Annotated in this window: 18 protein-coding genes; 12 read left to right on the top strand and 6 right to left on the bottom strand. The window is 63.1% G+C overall.

Translation table 11 applies throughout. The annotated features are described in order from the left end of the window. Positions 1–61 precede the first annotated feature (61 nt). Genes DT070_RS14500 through DT070_RS14490 form a run of 3 tightly spaced genes read right to left on the bottom strand, consistent with a single transcriptional unit; the run spans position 62 to position 2818 of the window. Entirely contained in the window at positions 62–1030 is a 969-nt protein-coding gene (locus DT070_RS14500) for a TRAP transporter substrate-binding protein (RefSeq protein WP_122956042.1), read from the bottom strand. A 53-nt stretch (positions 1031–1083) separates the two neighbouring features. Continuing rightward, complete coding sequence (locus tag DT070_RS14495; protein WP_122956041.1) at positions 1084–1992, bottom strand: SMP-30/gluconolactonase/LRE family protein; 909 nt, start codon at positions 1990–1992, stop codon at positions 1084–1086. 16 nt (positions 1993–2008) lie between these two features. After that, the gene (locus DT070_RS14490; protein WP_122956040.1) at positions 2009–2818 is read right to left on the bottom strand and encodes an NAD(P)-dependent oxidoreductase; all 810 of its coding nucleotides are present in this window, start codon (positions 2816–2818) and stop codon (positions 2009–2011) included. A 144-nt stretch (positions 2819–2962) separates the two neighbouring features. Between DT070_RS14490 and DT070_RS14485 the strand changes: the two genes are divergently transcribed. The 6 genes from DT070_RS14485 (at position 2963) to DT070_RS14460 (ending at position 9090) form a co-directional block, all read left to right on the top strand. Then, the gene (locus DT070_RS14485; RefSeq protein ID WP_228778492.1) at positions 2963–3808 is read left to right on the top strand and encodes a FadR/GntR family transcriptional regulator; all 846 of its coding nucleotides are present in this window, start codon (positions 2963–2965) and stop codon (positions 3806–3808) included. 64 nt (positions 3809–3872) lie between these two features. Continuing rightward, positions 3873–5249: a glucarate dehydratase gene (gudD, locus tag DT070_RS14480; protein ID WP_194965915.1), complete on the top strand. Its 1377-nt coding sequence runs from the start codon at positions 3873–3875 to the stop codon at positions 5247–5249. A 162-nt stretch (positions 5250–5411) separates the two neighbouring features. After that, positions 5412–6401 carry a sialic acid TRAP transporter substrate-binding protein SiaP gene (locus tag DT070_RS14475; protein ID WP_122956039.1) on the top strand — a complete coding sequence of 330 codons (990 nt, stop codon included), beginning with the start codon at positions 5412–5414 and terminating at the stop codon, positions 6399–6401. 89 nt (positions 6402–6490) lie between these two features. Further along, a complete protein-coding gene (locus DT070_RS14470; protein WP_122956038.1) occupies positions 6491–7474 on the top strand; it encodes a tripartite tricarboxylate transporter substrate binding protein in 984 nt (327 codons plus the stop codon). A gap of 34 nt (positions 7475–7508) precedes the next feature. Continuing rightward, positions 7509–8570, top strand: a complete 1062-nt coding sequence (locus DT070_RS14465; protein WP_122956037.1) for a Gfo/Idh/MocA family protein — start codon at positions 7509–7511, stop codon at positions 8568–8570. 211 nt (positions 8571–8781) lie between these two features. Then, positions 8782–9090, top strand: a complete 309-nt coding sequence (locus DT070_RS14460) for a helix-turn-helix domain-containing protein (protein ID WP_122956036.1) — start codon at positions 8782–8784, stop codon at positions 9088–9090. 120 nt (positions 9091–9210) lie between these two features. Here DT070_RS14460 and DT070_RS14455 read toward each other — a convergent pair whose 3' ends face one another. Further along, on the bottom strand, positions 9211–10209 hold the full coding sequence (locus tag DT070_RS14455; protein WP_122956035.1) for a tripartite tricarboxylate transporter substrate binding protein: 999 nt from the start codon (positions 10207–10209) through the stop codon (positions 9211–9213). Positions 10210–10416: 207 nt separating this feature from the next. Between DT070_RS14455 and DT070_RS14450 the strand changes: the two genes are divergently transcribed. After that, entirely contained in the window at positions 10417–11118 is a 702-nt protein-coding gene (locus DT070_RS14450; RefSeq protein WP_122956034.1) for a GntR family transcriptional regulator, read from the top strand. 63 nt (positions 11119–11181) lie between these two features. Here DT070_RS14450 and DT070_RS14445 read toward each other — a convergent pair whose 3' ends face one another. Beyond that, positions 11182–11793, bottom strand: a complete 612-nt coding sequence (locus DT070_RS14445; RefSeq protein ID WP_122956033.1) for a carboxymuconolactone decarboxylase family protein — start codon at positions 11791–11793, stop codon at positions 11182–11184. Positions 11794–11929: 136 nt separating this feature from the next. Between DT070_RS14445 and DT070_RS14440 the strand changes: the two genes are divergently transcribed. The 4 genes from DT070_RS14440 (at position 11930) to dnaJ (ending at position 16381) form a co-directional block, all read left to right on the top strand. Next, positions 11930–12265 carry a helix-turn-helix domain-containing protein gene (locus DT070_RS14440; RefSeq protein WP_122956032.1) on the top strand — a complete coding sequence of 112 codons (336 nt, stop codon included), beginning with the start codon at positions 11930–11932 and terminating at the stop codon, positions 12263–12265. A gap of 144 nt (positions 12266–12409) precedes the next feature. Beyond that, complete coding sequence (gene grpE, locus DT070_RS14435) at positions 12410–12970, top strand: nucleotide exchange factor GrpE (RefSeq protein WP_122956031.1); 561 nt, start codon at positions 12410–12412, stop codon at positions 12968–12970. A gap of 152 nt (positions 12971–13122) precedes the next feature. Next, on the top strand, positions 13123–15066 hold the full coding sequence (gene dnaK, locus DT070_RS14430) for a molecular chaperone DnaK (protein ID WP_122956030.1): 1944 nt from the start codon (positions 13123–13125) through the stop codon (positions 15064–15066). Between the two features lie 169 nt (positions 15067–15235). Beyond that, positions 15236–16381 (top strand): molecular chaperone DnaJ, encoded by a 1146-nt coding sequence (dnaJ, locus tag DT070_RS14425; protein WP_122956029.1) that lies wholly within the window; start codon positions 15236–15238, stop codon positions 16379–16381. 73 nt (positions 16382–16454) lie between these two features. Here dnaJ and DT070_RS14420 read toward each other — a convergent pair whose 3' ends face one another. After that, positions 16455–16850 carry a YkvA family protein gene (locus DT070_RS14420; RefSeq protein ID WP_122956028.1) on the bottom strand — a complete coding sequence of 132 codons (396 nt, stop codon included), beginning with the start codon at positions 16848–16850 and terminating at the stop codon, positions 16455–16457. Positions 16851–17011: 161 nt separating this feature from the next. Here DT070_RS14420 and DT070_RS14415 point away from each other — a divergent pair, with 161 nt between their 5' ends. Beyond that, the gene (locus tag DT070_RS14415; RefSeq protein ID WP_122956027.1) at positions 17012–18205 is read left to right on the top strand and encodes a glycerophosphodiester phosphodiesterase; all 1194 of its coding nucleotides are present in this window, start codon (positions 17012–17014) and stop codon (positions 18203–18205) included. Positions 18206–18454 lie beyond the last annotated feature (249 nt).

Here is an 18454-nt window from a genome sequence, read left to right as displayed (position 1 = left end):
GTCCTAGAAAGCAAACGCGAAGCCCGGCCGAACGCTCGGCCGGGCTTCGAAAGGTCCGGATTTACTTGTTGTCCTGAACAGCTTTCACCAGGCGCTGCAGGTCAGGCGTGGTGATGAACTTGGCGTACACCGGGGCCATCGCTGCCTTGAACGATGCCTTGTCCACGTCCTTGACGATGGTAGAACCCGCCTTGACGACGATGTCCAGGGCCTTGGCTTCCTGCTCGTCCCACTTCTGGCGCTGGAACGTCACCGATTCTTTGGCGGCAGCGCGGAACATGGCCTGGTCGGCAGGCGACATCTTGTCGAAGATCACCTTGGAGATCACCAGCATTTCCGGCGCCATCGAGTGCTCGGTATGCGAGTAGACCTTCACAGCCTCATAGTGCTTGAAGCCTTCGTACGAGGGAATGTTGTTCTCGGCGGCGTCGATCGTGCCGACCTTCAGCGCGGTGTAGACCTCGCCGGTGGGCATTGGCGTGGCGTTGGCGCCCATGGCCTGCACCAGCGCGACCCACAGGTCGGACTGCTGCACACGGATCTTCAGGCCCTTGGCGTCGGCAATGTTGCGCACCGGCTTCTTGGCGTAGATGGAGCGGGCGCCGCTGTCGTAGAACGCCAGGCCGACCAGGCCCTGGCTCTCACAGCCCTTCAGGATTTCTTCGCCGATCGGGCCATCCAGCGACTTGCGCATGTGGGCGATCGAGTCGAACAGGAAGGGCATGGTGGGCACCAGGCTCTTCGGGCAGATCGAGTTCAGCGAGCTGATGTTGACGCGGTTCATTTCCAGCGCGCCGATCTTCACCTGGTCCAGGGTTTCCTTTTCGGAACCCAGGGCGCTCTTGTTGAAGACCTTGATCGTGTACTTGCCGCCGCTTTGCTTGGCCAGCGTCTCGCTCATGTGGCGCACGGCGGCTACCGTGGGGTAGTCGTCGCTGTTGTGCACATCGGCGGAGCGCAGCTCGACGGCTTGCGCGGAAAAAGCCAGCAGGCCGGCGGCCAGGGCGGTGAGTTTCAGGGTTGCTTTCATTGTCTCTTCCTCTAGGTTGGTGGTTGAAAACTCGTTACTGACTCTTGGTCTTTTTAAAGCGCGCACGCAGGTTCGGGCAGCCCGCGCACGCCGGGGTGCAGCGCGAACACACCGCCGGCCAGCGGCTGATCAGACAGGTCGATGCCTTCGGGGCGTATCGATGTCACGAACAGGGTGTCAAGCCCGGCGCCGCCGAAGGCGCACATCGCGGGCTTCTTCACGGGCACGGCAAGCGAACGGTCCAGCTTGCCGGAAGGCGTGAAGCGGTGAATCAGGCCGGCGTCGTTGCCGCAGATCCAGTAGCAGCCGTCGGCGTCCACGGCCGCGCCATCCGGACGGCCGGGCAGCGGGTTCATGTCGACGAAGACACGGCGGTTGGAGGGCGTGCCGGTGTCGGTGTCGTAATCAAAAGCCCAGATGGTCTGCACCGAGGGATGGGAGTCCGACAAATACATCGTGCGGCCGTCGGGGCTGAAAGCCATGCCGTTGGGCGTGATGAAGCCGTCCAGCAGCATTTTCAGCTGCGCAATGCCATTGCTATCTTTTTGATAGCTATAGATGCAGCCTGCACGTGCGCCAGCGGCCATATTCATCAACATTGTGCCGGCCAGGAAGCGGCCCTGGCGGTCGCAGCGGCCGTCGTTAAAGCGCATGCCGGGCATGGCATGGCTGACGGCGGCAAGTTGTTTGAAACCAAGCTGGCCATCGGCTTGCGGGCTCAGGCGGAAGATGCCGCTTTCAGTGCCGGCGATCCAATCCTGCGTTGTCCCGATGGATGCGACACAGGCCAGCATTTCGGGAGCGGACCATTCAGTCAGCGCGGCGTCTGCCACGCTCCAGCGGCACAGCCTCTTCGCCGGGATGTCGACCCAGTAAAGCGCCTGTTCCGCGGCGCTCCAGACAGGGCTCTCCCCCGTGCCGTTGCGCGCGTCCAGGACCAGTTCGGCTTGGGATTGGCTCATGCTGGTTGTCGCCTGCTCAATCGCCGAAAGGGCCAGCGACGACAAAACCGCCACCCTGGTACTGGGCGACCGGGTCCTTCAGGTCGGGCGCGGGGGTGCGGGCGTAAACGGCCTCGCGGAAGATGTCGGAGCTGTCCTTGGGTACATAGCCGATGTGGCGTGCGCGGCTGTTGTCCCACCAGGTGACGGCGTTGTCGGACATGCCGAACACGATGCTGTGGCCCAGCACCGGCGTCGTCAGGCAGGCGGTGATCAGGCGGTGCAGGTCGTCAAAACTCAGCCAGGTCGCGAGCATGCGGCGGTCTTTGGGCTCGGGGAACGAGGAGCCGATGCGCACGCAGGCGGTTTCAATGCCGTAGCGGTCGAAATACAGGCGCGAAAGATCTTCACCGAAGGCTTTGCTCAAGCCGTACAGGCCGTCGGGGCGCGGCGGGTGGTCGGCGGTGATGGTCTCGTCCTGGCGGTAAAAACCGGTGACGTGGTTGGAGCTGGCGAAGACGATACGCTTGACGCCGTGTTTGCGGGCGGCCTCATACAAGTTATAGGCGCCCAGGATGTTGGCCTGCAGGATGGGCCCGAAAGGCCCTTCCACCGAGACGCCGCCCAGGTGAACAATCGCGTCCACGCCCTCGACCATCTTGTGGACGGCGGCGGAGTCCGCCAGGTCGGCCAGCACCACTTCTTCATTGGCGGCGGCAGCGCCGAAGGCCTGCACATCGGAAAGGCGCAGCACCGAGCAATTGGCCTTCAGCCGTTCGCGCAAGGCCTTGCCCAAACCGCCGGCGGCGCCGGTCAGCAGCAGTTTTTCATGAACTTTGATCGTCATTTTTTGGAGGGAGGCCCGGTGTGGTCGCAAACACTGGACTTTTTTTTGGAGTTTGTTAAAGTCAACCTAGAAACGCATCAGTCATAGGTTGTCTGATGACTCGGAATTCTCCAATTCGCCCCCTAGCTTGTCAATGGTTTTTTAATGGACTCAAGGAAAACCCCTAGTCGCCCTGAAACAGGCCTGACGCTTGCCTTTCACGAGGAGCCGGTGCGCGTGCGGCGCCCGCGCGGGCTGGTCGGCGAGATCGTCGAAAGCCTGGCCACCAGCATCCGCGAGGGCCGCCTGCAACCCGGTGAAAAGCTGCCGACCGAAGCTGAAATCATGGCTCGTTTCGACGTCAGCCGCACGGTCGTGCGGGAGTCCCTGTCCAAGCTGCAGGCTTCGGGCCTGGTCGAAACCCGGCACGGCATCGGCACGTTTGTCCTGCAGCCGCAGGAGTCCGGCAACTTCCGGATCACGGCCGAGGACTTCGCCACCGTGGCCGACGTGATCTCGGTGCTGGAGCTGCGCATCAGCCTGGAAACCGAGGCCGCCGGCCTGGCTGCCCAGCGGCGGACCCCCGAAAACCTCAAGGCCCTGGAAACTGCCCTGCGCGCCTTCCACGACTCCATCAGCCTGGACTCCGACGCGGTGCCGCCGGACTTCCAGTTCCATATGGAAGTGGCCCGCTCCACCGGCAACCGCCACTTTGCCGACCTGATGACCTACCTGGGCACCATGATCATCCCGCGCACCCGGGTGAACACGGCGCACAGCGCGCCCGAGGGCCGCTTCAACTACCTGCAGCGGGTCAACAGCGAGCACGAAAGCATTTACAACGCCATCCGCAACCAGGACGCCGAAGCCGCCCGTGCCGCCATGCGCACCCATCTTTCCAACAGCCGTGAGCGCCTGCGCCGGGGCAACAATGCCCACACCATGCAGCCGCCGGGGAACGCCGCAGACCTTCAGGCAGCCCAGCCGCTAGGGACAAATCTGGTTGCATAAAAAATCGGTGAGTTGTACGATAACTGATAAATTCCTTATCAACCATCCTACACACAAGCCCGGTATGCCCGCTTCCAAAGCCACTCCTGCGTCCAACGTTTCCGCTTCCGCATCCTCACAAACCCCGCGCATCACCCGCGTGCAGGTGATTCCGGTGGCCGGGCAGGACAGCATGCTGCTGAACCTGAGCGGCGCCCACGCACCTTTCTTCACCCGCAACCTGGTCATCCTGACCGACAGCTCCGGCCGCACCGGCGTGGGCGAAGTCCCCGGCGGCGAGAAGATCCGCAACACGCTGGAAGATGCGCGTGAGCTGATCGAAGGCCAGTCGATCGGCGCCTGGAACCACATCCTGAACACCCTGCGCACGCGCTTTGCCGACCGCGACAGCGGCGGCCGCGGCAACCAGACCTTTGACCTGCGCGTGGCGATCCATGCCGTCACCGCGGTGGAAAGCGCCCTGCTCGACCTGCTCGGCCAGTTCCTGGGCGTGCCCGTGGCGGCCCTGCTGGGCGACGGCCAGCAGCGCGACTCGGTGGCCATGCTGGGCTACCTCTTTTATATTGCCGACCGCAAGCAGACCGGTCTGCCCTACGCTTCGGCGCCCGACGCCGAAGACGACTGGTTCCGCCTGCGCCACGAGGCGGCCATGGACGCCGACGGCATCGTGGCACTGGCCGAAGCGGCCTACAAGCGCTACGGCTTCAAGGACTTCAAGCTCAAGGGCGGCGTGCTGCGCGGCGAAGAGGAAATGGAAGCCATCACCGCGCTGGCCGAGCGCTTTCCCGAGGCGCGCATCACGCTGGACCCGAACGGCGGCTGGCTGCTCAAGGACGCGATCCGCATCTGCCAGGGGCGCGGCGATGTATTGGCCTACGCCGAAGACCCGTGCGGCGCCGAAGGTGTGTTCTCGGGCCGCGAGGTGATGGCGGAATTCCGCCGCGCCACCGGCCTGCCCACCGCCACCAACATGATCGCCACCGACTGGCGCGAACTCTCGCACACCATCCACCTGCAGTCGGTCGACATCCCGCTGGCCGACCCGCACTTCTGGACCATGCAGGGGTCCGTTCGCGTAGCGCAGATCTGCCAGACCTGGGGCCTGACCTGGGGCTCGCACTCCAACAACCACTTCGACATCTCGCTGGCCATGTTCACGCACGTGGCCGCTGCCGCGCCGGGCAAGGTCACGGCCATCGACACCCACTGGATCTGGCAGGACGGCCAGCGCCTGACGAAAGCGCCGCTGCAAATCGTGGGCGGCGAAGTCGCCGTGCCCAAGCAGCCCGGCCTGGGCGTGGAGCTGGACATGGCCGAGGTTGAAAAGGCCCACCAGCTCTACCTCAAGCACGGCCTGGGCGCGCGCGACGACGCGATCGCCATGCAGTACCTGATCCCCGGCTGGAAGTTCAACAACAAGATGCCCTGCATGGTTCGATAAGTTCAAGAAGGGCTTTTGGGAAGTTAGAGGCTCCCGGAAGTCCTTTGCGATGGGCTTTTTTGCCCCATCAGGCGCACCGGGGGCGGTATACCCCGGCGCCCTTTTTCCACCAGCGATACCCACTCTGCTATTCCTATTACAAACACCAGGAGACAAAACATCATGAAACGCAGAACCCTTGGCAGCCTTGCCGTCGCAACATTGCTGGCACTGGCCGGCGCGATGGGCGCAGGCAGCGCGATGGCCCAGACCAAATTGAAGTGGGCCCACGTCTACGAGACGTCGGAAACCTTTCACAAGCAGGCTGTGTGGGCCGCTGACGAGATCAAGAAAAAGACCAATGGCCGCTATGTGGTGGAAGTCTTCCCGGCTTCATCGCTGGGCAAGGAAACCGAAATCAACCAGGGCCTGACGCTGGGCACCGTTGACATCATTTACACCGGCGCCGCGTTTGCCGGGCGCGCTTTCCCGCCGCTGTCGATTGCCGCCGCGCCTTTCGTGTTCCGCGATTACAACCACTTCCAGGCTTTCCGCAACGGCCCGGTCTTCCAGGAGCTGGCGCAGGGCTATGCCGGCAAAACCGGCGGCCAGCACATTGCGGGCTACACCTACTACGGCCTGCGCCACATGACTTCGAACAAGGTCATCGCCAAACCCGAGGACATGAAGGGCCTGAAACTGCGCGTGCCCGATGCGCCGCTCTTCACCATGTTCCCCAAGGCCGTCGGCGCCAACCCCACGCCCATCGCATTTGCCGAGGTCTACCTGGCGCTGCAAAACGGCACGGTCGATGCACAGGAAAACCCACTGCCGACGATTGAGGCCAAGAAGTTCTATGAAGTGCAGAAGTACATCACGCTGACGGGCCACATCACCGAATCGCTGATCACCGCGGTCTCCAGCTCGGTGTGGTCCAAGCTGAGCGACGCCGACAAAAAGGTGTTCGACCAGGTTCTGTGGGAGGCTTCCAGCCGTGCGAGCCAGGACATCGTCGACGCCGAAAACCGCCTGGTCGCCGAGTTCGAGAAAAAGGGCAAAACCGTCAACAAGGTAGACCGCACACCTTTTGCCGCAGCCGTGTTGCCGTCGCTGACCGCCGCCGATGCACCGTGGCCCAAGAGCCTGTACGAGCGCATCCAGGCCATCAAGTAAACAAGTTAACCAGTGAACCGGGCAGGCATGGAGCGGCGCGGGCCGCTGCATGCCTTGCCGTCATTCCGGCACCACGCACAGGAGACACCATGAAACGCCGCTCCCTCATACACTTCGCACTGGCCGGCGCCGCGCTTGCGGCGCTGCCGTTTTCCGCAGCGGCCCAAGGCGCGTGGCCCGCAGGCAAGACCGTGACCATCGTTGTGCCCTTCCCGGCCGGCGGCTCCACCGACATGGTGGCGCGCGCGCTGGCGCTGCAATTGCAGACGCGGCTGGGCGGCACCTTTGTTGTCGATAACCGGCCCGGCGCCACCGGCACCATAGGCACCGGCCAGGTCAAGCGCGCGGCGCCTGACGGCTACACGCTGCTGGTGTCTTCGCTGGGTGCGTTCGTCGTCACACCGCACCTGCTCAAAAGCGTGCCTTACGACGCCACCAAAGACTTCGACTACATCAGCGTGCCGGTGCAGGCGCCGAATGTGCTGGTCGCCAATGTGGCGCGGCCCGAACGCACGGTGGCCGATGTGCTCGCGCTGCTGCGCAAGACGCCGGGCAAGGTCTCGTTTGCAAGCTCGGGCAACGGTTCGTCCGACCATCTTTCGGCCGAGCTGTTCTGGCAGCAGTCCAAAACCGAAGGCGTGCACGTGCCCTACAAGGGCGGAGCGCCCGCGGTCAACGACCTGCTGGGCAACCAGGTCGACTTTTCTTTCCAGAACGTGAATGCCGTTCTGCCGCACATCCGTGCGGGCAAGCTGCGCGCGATCGCCGTCACCGGCGACAAGCGCTCGCCCGTGCTGCCCGATGTGCCCACGCTGGCCGAAGCCGGTGTGAAAGGCGCCGAGGTTTATTCATGGCAGGGCATGGCCGCCCCCAAAGGCTTGCCGGCCGCCACGAAGAAGATTTTGAGCGACGCGGTGATCGCCGCCATGCAGGATGCAGAGACGAAAAAGCGCATGCTTGACCAGGGGCTGGAGATCGTTGCCAGCACGCCGGAAGAGTTCACCGCCTTCCAGCTGCGCGAGTGGGAGCGCTGGAAGACCTTGATAGAGACACGCCGCATCACCGCCGATTGAACGTCAAAATCGATTGAAAGATACAGAACCCAAGATGACGCGTATTTCCCCCGAACGGCTGCGCCTGGCCGTCATAGGCGCCGGGCTGGGCTCGGCGCCGCATTTCCGCAGCCTGCAAGACCTTGCGGGCATCTCCGAGCTTGTCTATGTCTATGGGCGGGATGCCGGCCGGCTGGCGGCGGTGCAAGTGCCGGATGGTGCGCGCAAAACCACGCGCCTGGAAGACATCCTCGAGGACGACAGCATCAAGGCCGTGCTGGTGCTGACGCCGCCCAACGCGCACCTGGACATGGTGCAGCGCGCAGCCCGCGCAGGCAAACACGTGCTGGTTGAAAAACCGCTGGAGATCGACCTGAACCGCGCCAACGCGCTGGTGGAGGCGTGCGAGACCGCAGGCGTGACGCTGGCCGTGATGCTGCAGCACCGGCTGCGCGAAGCCGCGCTGGGCCTGCGCGCGCTGATCGCCTCGGGCGAACTTGGGCAGCTGGTCGGCGCCGCTGCTTTCGTGCGCTGGTGGCGGCCGCAAAGTTATTACGACGAGCCGGGCCGCGGCACACTGGCCCGCGACGGCGGCGGCGTGTTGATCACGCAAGCCATCCACACACTGGACTTGCTGCTCAGCCTGATCGGCATGCCGCAGCGTGTGACGGGCATTGCCGGCACCAGCCCCGTGCACCGCATGGAAGGCGAAGACACCGCTGCGGCATTGCTGCACTACAGCAACGGCGCGGTGGCCGTGGTGCAGGCCACCACGGCGGCCTACCCCGGATTTCCGGAGCGCATCGAACTGAATTTCACCCAGGGAACGGCAACACTGGAAGGCGGCGAAATGCGGGCCGCGTTTCACAACGGCAAGACGGCTACGGCCGGCGCGGCCCAAGCCTCGGGCGGCGGCGCGGACCCGATGGCGTTTGATCATGCCGCCCATCGGGCCGTGCTGGAAGACTTCATCCGTGCGGTGCAAAATGGCGCGGCTCCGGCCGTGACCGGCCGCTCCGCACTCGGGGTGCAGCAGGTGATTGAGGCCATCATGGCATCGTCCAAAGCAGGCAGCGCGGTGCCGCTGCATCCGGCTGCGGTGATTCCAGTGATGTAGCCGGCGCGGTTTTGGTGCACGCACACGAGCTGGCCGCATCAGGGTTTTCCAAGGCTGGCAGGCACTAGTAGGCCCTGGACCACATCCAGCGTGGGTTGCTAGCTACAAAACTCGTAGCACCCAGGAATTTGCGTTATATTTGGATGAAGCTGATAGAAGCTTTTTGCTTAACAACCACCTGTGACCAAACTGTGACCGAGGAGATAACCTGATGAGCGCCAAAGAAAATGCAGCAGTAGGCCAATTGCTTGAACTGCTGGAAGCACGCTACGCCCTTCGCGTGCTGTGGGCCTTGAAAGACGGCCACCCCCAGACGTTCCGCCTCCTGCAAGACAGCATCGGCAGCATCACTCCCAACACCCTCAATACCCGCATCAAGGAATTGCGCGCAGCCGGCCTGGTGGCCCACGGCACCGAGGGCTACACCGTCACCACGCTGGGCGGCGACCTGCTCAAGCGCCTGAACGACCTGCAGGCATTTGCCGGCAAGTGGGCTGTGAGCCAGACCAAGAAAAAGTAAAATTTTCCTTTCGCCGGTTTCATCGGCGTCATAAAAAAAGCGACCGCCAGGGTCGCTTTTTTGTTGGCCGTTTATTGGCCGTTTGTTGGCCATGATTGTTGGCCGTGATGGATGGCCGCGTCAGTCGACTGCGGCGCCCGAACGCTTCACCGCATCGCCCCACAGCGTCATGTTGCTGGCGATATGTTTGGCCAGCTCTTCAGGCGTGCCGGGCGCCACTTCAGCGCCGCGTGATTGCAGTTGCGCGCGCAGCTCGGGGTCAGCCAGGGCTTTGTGGATCGCCTCGTTCAAGCGGTTGACGATGGGGCGCGGCGTTCCGGCGGGGACAAAAATCGCGTCCCACGCGCTCACATCAAAACCGGGCAAGCCCGACTCCGCAATCGTCGGTACATCGGGCCAGCCCGCCACGCGCGTGGCCGTCGTCACCGCCAGCGGTTTGACACGGCCGCTTTTGGCCTGGGGTGCGGCGTTCGGCATCACTTCAATCATCATGTCGACCTGCCCGCCCATCAGGTCGGTCATGGCCTGGGCGCCGCCGCGGTAGGGAATGTGCACCACCGCCAGGCCGGCGCGCGACTTGTAGATCTCGCCGGCCAGGTGCGAGGTGGTGCCGTTGCCGGCGGAGCCGAAGGTGTACTTGCCCGGGCTGGCTTTGAGCAGCCTGGTCAGTTCAGCCATGGAATTAACCGGCAGCGTGGGCCGCACCACCACCATGGCCGCGATGCGTGTGAGCTGGGTCACCGGCTCGAAGTCACGCACGCTGAAGCCGGGTGATTTATAGATCGCATGGTTGATGGCGTGTGTGCCGTTGGTGCCGTAGAGCAAGGTGTAGCCGTCGGCTGGCGCCTTGGCGGCGGCGGCGCTGCCCACATTTCCGCCGGCGCCGCCCAGGTTTTCCACCACGATGGGCTGGCCCAGTTCTTTGGCCGCGCGCAGCATGACCAGCCGCGCCAGGGTGTCGCCGCCACCGCCGGCCGGAAACGGAACAATCAGCTTGACCGGTTTGTTGGGATAGGCCGCAGGGGCCTGGGCCTGGGCGGCGGGGGCCAGCAGCGTCATGAGCGCCAGGGCGGCGGTGCCGGCCAGCAGGCGCCGGGAATGGGAACGGGGCGAAGTCATCGTGTCTCCTGTGAAATCCTGTGGGATCCTGTGAAAAGGGGTTCAAGCCTGGCGCATTTCGCCGATACGCCGCCGGCTAAATGCTTAGTCATCTTACATTATTGCGCGCAATCGCCCGCACAATTACCTTGTAAACCCTGATATTGCCATATATTGCATGCAATAATTCAAGCTGTTTGCTTCGAGCTCTATTAAAACCCCTCCCCCATGTCCTCCCAGATCGACTACACCACGCAGGAGTTGCGGCGAAGAATCCTGAGCGGCCAGGTCGCGCCCGGCGAGCGCATGGTGGAGCTCGAACTTTCCGCCCAACTGGCGGTGTCGCGCACGCCCATCCGCATCGCACTGGGTGAGCTGGAAAAAGAAGGCCTGCTGGAACGGCTGCCGACGCGCGGCTTTCGGGTGCGGCAGTTCAGCGTCGACGAGATCACCAATGCGGTCGACGTGCGCGGGGTGCTGGAGGGCATGGCGGCGCGGCAGGCCGCCGAGCGCGGCATCAGCCCCGAAACCCAGGCCGAGCTGCAGGCCTGCATTGACGAAGGCCGCCTGCTGCTGGAAAAAGCCCAGGCCTCGGGCCATGTGATCGACGCAGCGCGCTGGGTGCCCATGAACGCGCGCTTTCACGCCGCGCTGGTGCAGGCCGCGGGCAACAGCACGCTCGTCTCGGCCTTGGCGCATGTGAGCAAAACACCGATGGCCGGCGCAGGCGCCTTAAGCCTCAACGGAACGCTGCCGCTGCTGGAGTTCAGCTTCATCCAGCGCGCACAAAGTGACCACGAAGACGTGCTGGCCGCGCTGGCGGCAGGCGAAGGCGCTCGCGCCGAGGCGCTGATGCGTGAGCACGCCCACCGCAGCCGCGACAACAAGCGTGAACTGATGACGCGCATGCAAAAACTGGCCTCGGCCTGAACCGCAGAAATTCAAGCCTTTTCGGCCTCCAGCCCATACGCTGTCTAGGCTATACGCTATCAATTAGATAGCAGACCGATTTCCCGCCTGCGGCCAGCGCGCAGCCCAGCGCTCCAGCGGAACCCTGGCCGCATTGCACACATAGCTGATCGCGTGGTACCAGCCGGCCAGCATCAGGAGCTCGATCAGTTGCGGCTCCGTCCACACCGCGGCGAGCTCCTGCCACAGCGCATCGCTGACGGTGCTGCTGTCGTGCAGCTCATCGGCCAGGCGCAGTAACAGGCCGTCACGATGGGCCAGGCCCTGGCCGCCTGACAGGGGATCGGCGATCGCGGCGTTGTCGGCATCGGTGAACCCGGCCGCCTGGCCGAACGCGGCCACATGCACGCCCCATTCATATTCAGCGCCGCAACGTGCGCACACGCGGTTGATGACCACCTCGCGGTCGCGCAGCGGCAGGCTGGCCGCTGAGCCGAGCAAATAGCCGCCCCAGCCCGGCATGCGTTCAAGCAGCTTCGGGTTGACGGCCAGCACCCGGAACAGCGCCAGCACCTCGGGCGCGGCAGGCGGCGTGATCTTTTTGAGCAGCGCGTCCTGCTCAGGGGTGTAGGGCGGCCGCAGCGGCGCAATGCGGGGGCCGGCATGGCTATCTATATAGGTATTGGCGTTTGTCATGAAAGCGTCCTGTTGAATCTGGAACGGGGAAACAAGCCCCGTCGCTACGGATTTCGTAGCGACAAGCCACTATATCGCTACGCATTCCGTAGCAACCGTCGCAAACACGACAGCCCCAGCCCCTACAATCCCGGGGATGACTTCAACGCTTCCCCTTCCCGGCAAACCGGTTCGTGGCTCAGCCACAGGCCGGCCGGTGATGGCGCTGCTGGACCTGCTGGGTCGGCGCGGCACACTGCGGCTGCTGTGGGAGTTGCGTGACGGGCAGGCGCAAAATTTCCGGCAACTTGGGGCAAGCGCCGGAAACATGTCGCCTTCGGTCATGAACGACCGGCTCAAGGAGCTGCGCGAATCCCGACTGGTCGAGCTGGGGGACGGCGGTTATGTCCTGACACCCACCGGAAGCGGCTTGCTGCACAAGCTCAAGCCGCTGCACCAGTGGGCCGAAGATTGGGCCACCCGCGATTCATGAGCCCTTCCGGCTGCCGATGCCAGCACCGCAGCCACTATTTCGTCACCCCGTAACCAAAATTGAAGCCCTTGTCTTGAAAAGGGCTTTGCCACCCCAAGCTGGGTCCATTACCAGCTTCAACCTCTTCAACTCTGTCTCCGAGCCATGTCTGACAATACACAACCCGAACAAAATCAACCACTTAGCGGTGAGCCCAGCCCGGAAGAACTCGAAGCGGCGCAGGCGGCCAATGAGTTTGACGCGCTGACCGTCGCGCAGGCCGAGGTCGCCACGCTGCAGGCCAAAAACACCGAGCTGGCCGACAGCTACCTGCGCGCCAAGGCAGAGACCGAAAACGCCCGCCGCCGCGCGGACGAAGAAGTCGCCAAGGCCCGCAAGTACGCCCTGGAAAGCTTTGCCGAAAGCCTGCTGCCTGTGGCAGACAGCCTGGAAGCCGGCCTGGCGATCAAGGACGTCACGCCCGAGCAGATCCGCGAAGGCGCCGAAGCCACGCTCAAGCAGCTCAAAAGCGCGCTCGAACGCAACAAGGTGGTCGCCATCGACCCGGCTCCCGGCACCAGGTTCGACCCTACCCAGCACCAGGCCATCAGTATGGTGCCCGCCGAGCAGGAAGCCAACACCGTGGTCAACGTGCTGCAAAAAGGCTACCTGATTGCCGAGCGCGTGCTGCGCCCCGCCCTGGTCACGGTGGCCGCCCCCAAGTAAAAACCACAAAAAACCTTTGTTGAGGCCCTTGAAGCCGCAGGACTTACCCACAAGTTATCAACATAGTTAATCCACAGCGGCCAGCGGCCTTCAAACGCCCGGCCACCCCACTTTCAATCTTTAACGAATCAAAAAAGCAGGAGTAAATCATCATGGGAAGAATCATCGGCATTGACCTGGGCACCACCAACAGCTGCGTGTCCGTCATGGAGGGCAACACGCCCCGCGTGATCGAGAACTCGGAAGGCGTGCGCACCACCCCTTCCATCGTCGCCTACCAGGAAGACGGCGAAGTGCTGGTCGGTGCATCGGCCAAGCGCCAGGCCGTGACCAACCCCAAGAACACCCTGTACGCCGTCAAGCGTTTGATCGGCCGCAAGTTCACTGAAAAAGAAGTCCAGAAGGACATCGCGCTGATGCCCTACGCCATCGTGGCCGCCGACAACGGCGACGCCTGGGTGGAAGTGCGCGGCAAGAAGCTGTCGGCCCAGCAAGTCAGCGCGGACATCCTGCGCAAGATGAAAAAAACCGCCGAAGACTACCTCGGCGAGCCGGTCACCGAAGCCGTGATCACCGTGCCTGCGTACTTCAATGACGCACAGCGTCAGGCGACCAAAGACGCCGGCCGCATCGCCGGCCTTGAAGTCAAGCGCATCATCAACGAACCCACCGCAGCGGCTCTCGCCTTCGGCCTGGACAAGCAGGAAAAGGGCGACCGCAAGATCGCCGTGTATGACCTGGGCGGCGGCACCTTCGACATCTCCATCATCGAGATCGCCGATGTCGACGGCGAAAAGCAGTTCGAAGTGCTCTCCACCAACGGCGACACCTTCCTGGGCGGCGAAGACTTCGACCAGCGCGTCATCGACTACATCGTGGCCGAGTTCAAGAAGGACAGCGGCATCGACCTGTCCAAAGACGTGGTGGCCCTGCAGCGCCTGAAAGACTCGGCTGAAAAGGCCAAGATCGAGCTGTCCAACAGCCCGGCCACCGAAGTCAACATTCCCTACATCGCACACGACCCGGCCACCGGCCCCAAGCACTTGCTGGTCAAGCTGACCCGCGCCAAGCTCGAAAGCCTGGTCGACGAACTGATCGAGCGCACGATTGCGCCTTGCCGCATCGCCATGAAAGACGCCGGCGTCACCGCCGCCGACATCCATGACGTGATCCTGGTCGGCGGCCAGACCCGCATGCCCAAGGTGCAAGAGAAGGTCAAGGAGCTCTTCGGCAAGGAACCCCGCAAGGACGTGAACCCCGATGAAGCCGTGGCCGTCGGCGCCGCGATTCAAGGCCAGGTGCTCTCCGGCGACCGCACCGACGTGCTGCTGCTCGACGTCACCCCGCTGTCCCTCGGTATCGAAACCATGGGCGGCGTGATGACCAAGATGATCAAGAAGAACACGACCATCCCGACCAAGTTCGCACAGACCTTCTCCACCGCTGAAGACAACCAGCCGGCCGTGACGATCAAGGTGTTCCAGGGCGAGCGCGAAATCGCCTCGGGCAACAAGGCGCTGGGCGAGTTCAACCTCGAAGGCATTCCGCCTGCAGCACGCGGGACGCCGCAAATTGAAGTCTCCTTCGACATCGACGCCAACGGCATCCTGCACGTCGGCGCCAAAGACAAGGGCACCGGCAAGGAAAACAAGATCACCATCAAGGCCAACTCCGGTTTGTCCGAAGCTGAAATCCAGCAGATGGTGAAAGACGCCGAGCTGAACGCCGAAGAAGACAAGAAGAAGGTCGAGTTCGTCACCGCCAAGAACAACGCTGAAGCCATGGTGCACAGCGTGAAGAAATCGCTGGGCGAATACGGCGACAAGCTCGAAGCCGGCGAGAAGGAAAAGATCGAAGCCGCCATCAAGGACATGGAAGAAGCCCTCACCGGTGACGACAAGGCCGCCATCGACGCCAAGAACACGGCCCTGATGGAAGCCAGCCAGAAGCTGGGCGAAAAAATGTACGCCGACATGCAGGCATCGCAGGCAGCAGCCGGTGATGCAGGTGCAGCGGGCGCCGCACAGGCTGAAGCCAAGCCGGCCGCCGACGACAATGTCGTGGACGCCGAAGTCAAGGAAGTCAAAAAGGGCTAAGCGCTTTTCACAAAGCACCCCTGCATTGGCGCGATAACTGCATGCAAAAGCAGACGGCACAGGCAGAAGGCAAAGGCGGAAACCGGGAGCAATTCCGGCTTTCCGCTTTTGCGTTTGCCACCCGTGTGCCCTTCACAACAACGATTTCTGACTGACCTGACTGACCGCCATGGCCACCAAAAAAGACTACTACGACACACTGGGCGTTCCCAAAAACGCCAGTGATGAAGACATCAAAAAGGCGTATCGCAAACTCGCGATGAAGCACCACCCCGACCGCAACCAGGGGGATGCGTCCAAGGTTGCCGAAGAAAAATTCAAGGAGGCCAAAGAGGCCTACGAGATGCTTTCTGACAGCGACAAACGCGCGGCCTACGACCAGTACGGCCACGCGGGTGTTGACCCGAACATGCGCGGCGGCCCGGGCGCAGAAGGCTTTGGCGGTTTTGCCGAAGCCTTCGGCGACATCTTCGGCGACGTGTTCGGCGGCCAGCGCGGCGGTGCGCAGCGCGGCGGCGGCCGGCAGGTGTACCGCGGCGGCGACCTGAGCTACGCCATGGAAATCACGCTAGAAGAAGCCGCCAACGGCAAGGAAGCGCAAATCCGCATCCCTAGCTGGGACGACTGCAACACCTGCCACGGCAGCGGCGCCAAGCCCGGCACCAAGGTGGTGACCTGCACCACCTGCCACGGCCACGGCGTGGTGCAGATGCGCCAGGGTTTCTTCAGCGTGCAGCAAACCTGCCCGCAGTGCAAAGGCACGGGCAAGCTGATTCCCGAGCCGTGCATCACCTGCCACGGCGTGGGCAAGACCAAGAACAACAAGACGCTGGAAGTCAAAATCCCCGCGGGCATCGACGACGGCATGCGCATCCGCTCGACCGGCAACGGCGAGCCGGGCACCAACGGCGGCCCACCCGGTGACCTGTACATCGAGATCCGCCTGAAGAAGCACGACATCTTCGAGCGCGACGGCGACGACCTGCATTGCGCGGTGCCCATCAGCTTCACCACCGCGGCACTGGGCGGCGAGATTGAAGTGCCGACACTCGCCGGCAAGGCCGCGATCGACATCCCCGAAGGCACCCAGGCCTCCAAGCAGTTCAGGCTGCGCGGCAAGGGCATCAAGGGTGTGCGTTCGAGCTACCCGGGCGATCTGTATTGCCACATCACGGTGGAAACACCGGTCAAGCTCACCGAGCACCAGCGCAAGCTGCTCAAGGAGCTGGATGAGTCGCTGAAAAAAGGCGGCGCCAAACATTCGCCGACGGAAGAAGGCTGGGCCGACAAGCTCAAGGGGTTCTTCAGCGCCTGATCGCCTGACGCCCTGCGCGCTCATCACCTCTTATCAAAAATGCCGGGCTTGCTCCGGCATTTTTTTGGCCTCATTACAGCCGCGGCTGAACGAGCCAGATCCAGAGGGCGGCGCCGGCGCCTATCCAGAGCACGACGACGAGGGCCGCACCGGCCCGGCTGCGCGGACTCACCCCCTTCGTCGCTATCCAGATATCCGCCTGCTCGCGGCAATCGGCGAGAACCTCGGCCGGTAACATCCTGACGGCCAGCCAGATGAGCCCGGGAAGCAGCAGTACGTCGTCCACATAACCCAGCACAGGGATGAAATCCGGGATCAGGTCGATGGGGCTGAGCGCATAGGCCACGACAACAAGCCCGAGGGCCTTGGCATACCAGGGCGTGGCAGGGTGTTTGCCGGCAAACCAAAGCGTCACGCCATCGCGTTTGATGCGCTTTGCCCAGTTCCTGATGGTGTCGCGTGTTCCCATGAACGCCAGTATGCGGCACGCGGTTCGCCGCCTGTTGTATAGACATCATCGCCACACACACTGTCACATGCCTGTCGTGATCCGGCGCATACGATCAGCCTTTTAACAAGTAGAGGGATGCACCCATGACCGTATCGACCCGCAAGGCCTTGAACTTGACGATGAAACAAGGCAGCCTGCTCGCCCTTGTTTGCAGCAGCGTAGTGCTGGCCGCGTGCTCGTCCTCAGGCACGACATCGCAAGCCGGCCTCTCCACCCTGGACGGCAAGGCGCCGCTGGTCATCGCCCACCGCGGTGCTTCTGGTTATGTGCCCGAAGAAACGATGGAGGCCTATGTGCGCGCGATTGAACTCGGCGCCGACGTGATCGAGATGGACCTGGTCGTCACAAAAGACGGCGTGCTCGTCACCCGCCACGACCCCAACCTGGCCATCAGCACCGACGTGGCCAAACGCCCTGAATTTGCTTCGCGCAAGAAGACCATCCAGGTCGACGGCGAAACGCAGACCGGCTGGTTCAGCAACGACTTCACGCTGGCTGAAATCCGCACCCTGGGCGCGATCTCGACCGACGCCGAGCGCCCGCAGCAGTTCAACGGCCAGTACAGGATCCCGACCTTTCAGGAGGTCGTCGACATGGCCAAGGCCCAGTCCGCCAAGACCGGCCGCACGATTGCGATCTACCCCGAGACCAAGAACCCGACCTACTTCCGCGAACTCGGCCTGCCGATGGAAGACAAGCTGATTGCCATCATCAATGCCGCCGGATGGAACAGCAAGACCGCGCCCATCTACGTGCAGTCGTTTGAGCCGGGCAGCCTGAAGTACATGAAGAGCAAGGGCCTCAACACGAAACTGATCCAGCTGATCGACGGAGACGGCATTGACCCGAAAACCGGCCGCGTGACCTTCGCCGTGCCGAGCGACCGTCCTTACGACTGGACCAAGGCCGGCGACAAGCGTTTCTTCGATGCGCTGACCACGCCCGCAGGCCTGGCCGAGATCAAAACCTACGCCGACGGCGTGGGCCCCTGGAAGCGCTACATCATCAGCACCACGGGCACCATCGGCGCCGACGGCAAGCAGGTCGACATCAACCGCGACGGCAAACTCAACGACGCCGACTCCACCTCGACGGCCGTCACCAGCTTTGTGGCCGATGCGCACAAGGCAGGCCTCTTCGTGCACCCCTTCACCTTCCGCGATGAGCGCCGCCGCCTGGCCGCCGACTACCAGGGCGACCCCAAGGCCGAATACCTGGCTTTCTACCGCGCCGGCGTTGACGGCGTGTTCACCGACTTCACCGACACGGCCATCGCCGCACGCGCGCAGTACCTGAAGGAAATCGGCCGCTAAGGCTGCTGAAGCCATGCGGGGCAGGCGTCGCCTGCCAGCACCGTTTGCTATCAAATAAGGAGCTGTCTGCCCGTATGGTGATTGGGCTAGACGGCTTTTTTACTTATAAGTCCGAAAAATCCTGCATGGCGGCGCGCCGGCTTGCAACACGCAAGGCACAGGTTTTCTCAAAATGAAACAGCTGAGTACCTGCAGAAGGGACCCAGGTGACGGGCCGGCCCGGGTGCTGGCTTATAGTGGCTGACGCAC

Origin of the sequence: Polaromonas sp. SP1 (assembly GCF_003711205.1) — a bacterium.
Classification (GTDB): domain Bacteria; phylum Pseudomonadota; class Gammaproteobacteria; order Burkholderiales; family Burkholderiaceae_C; genus Polaromonas.
Note: the sequence above shows the minus strand (reverse complement) of the source record. Positions and strands in the feature narration are given on the sequence as shown.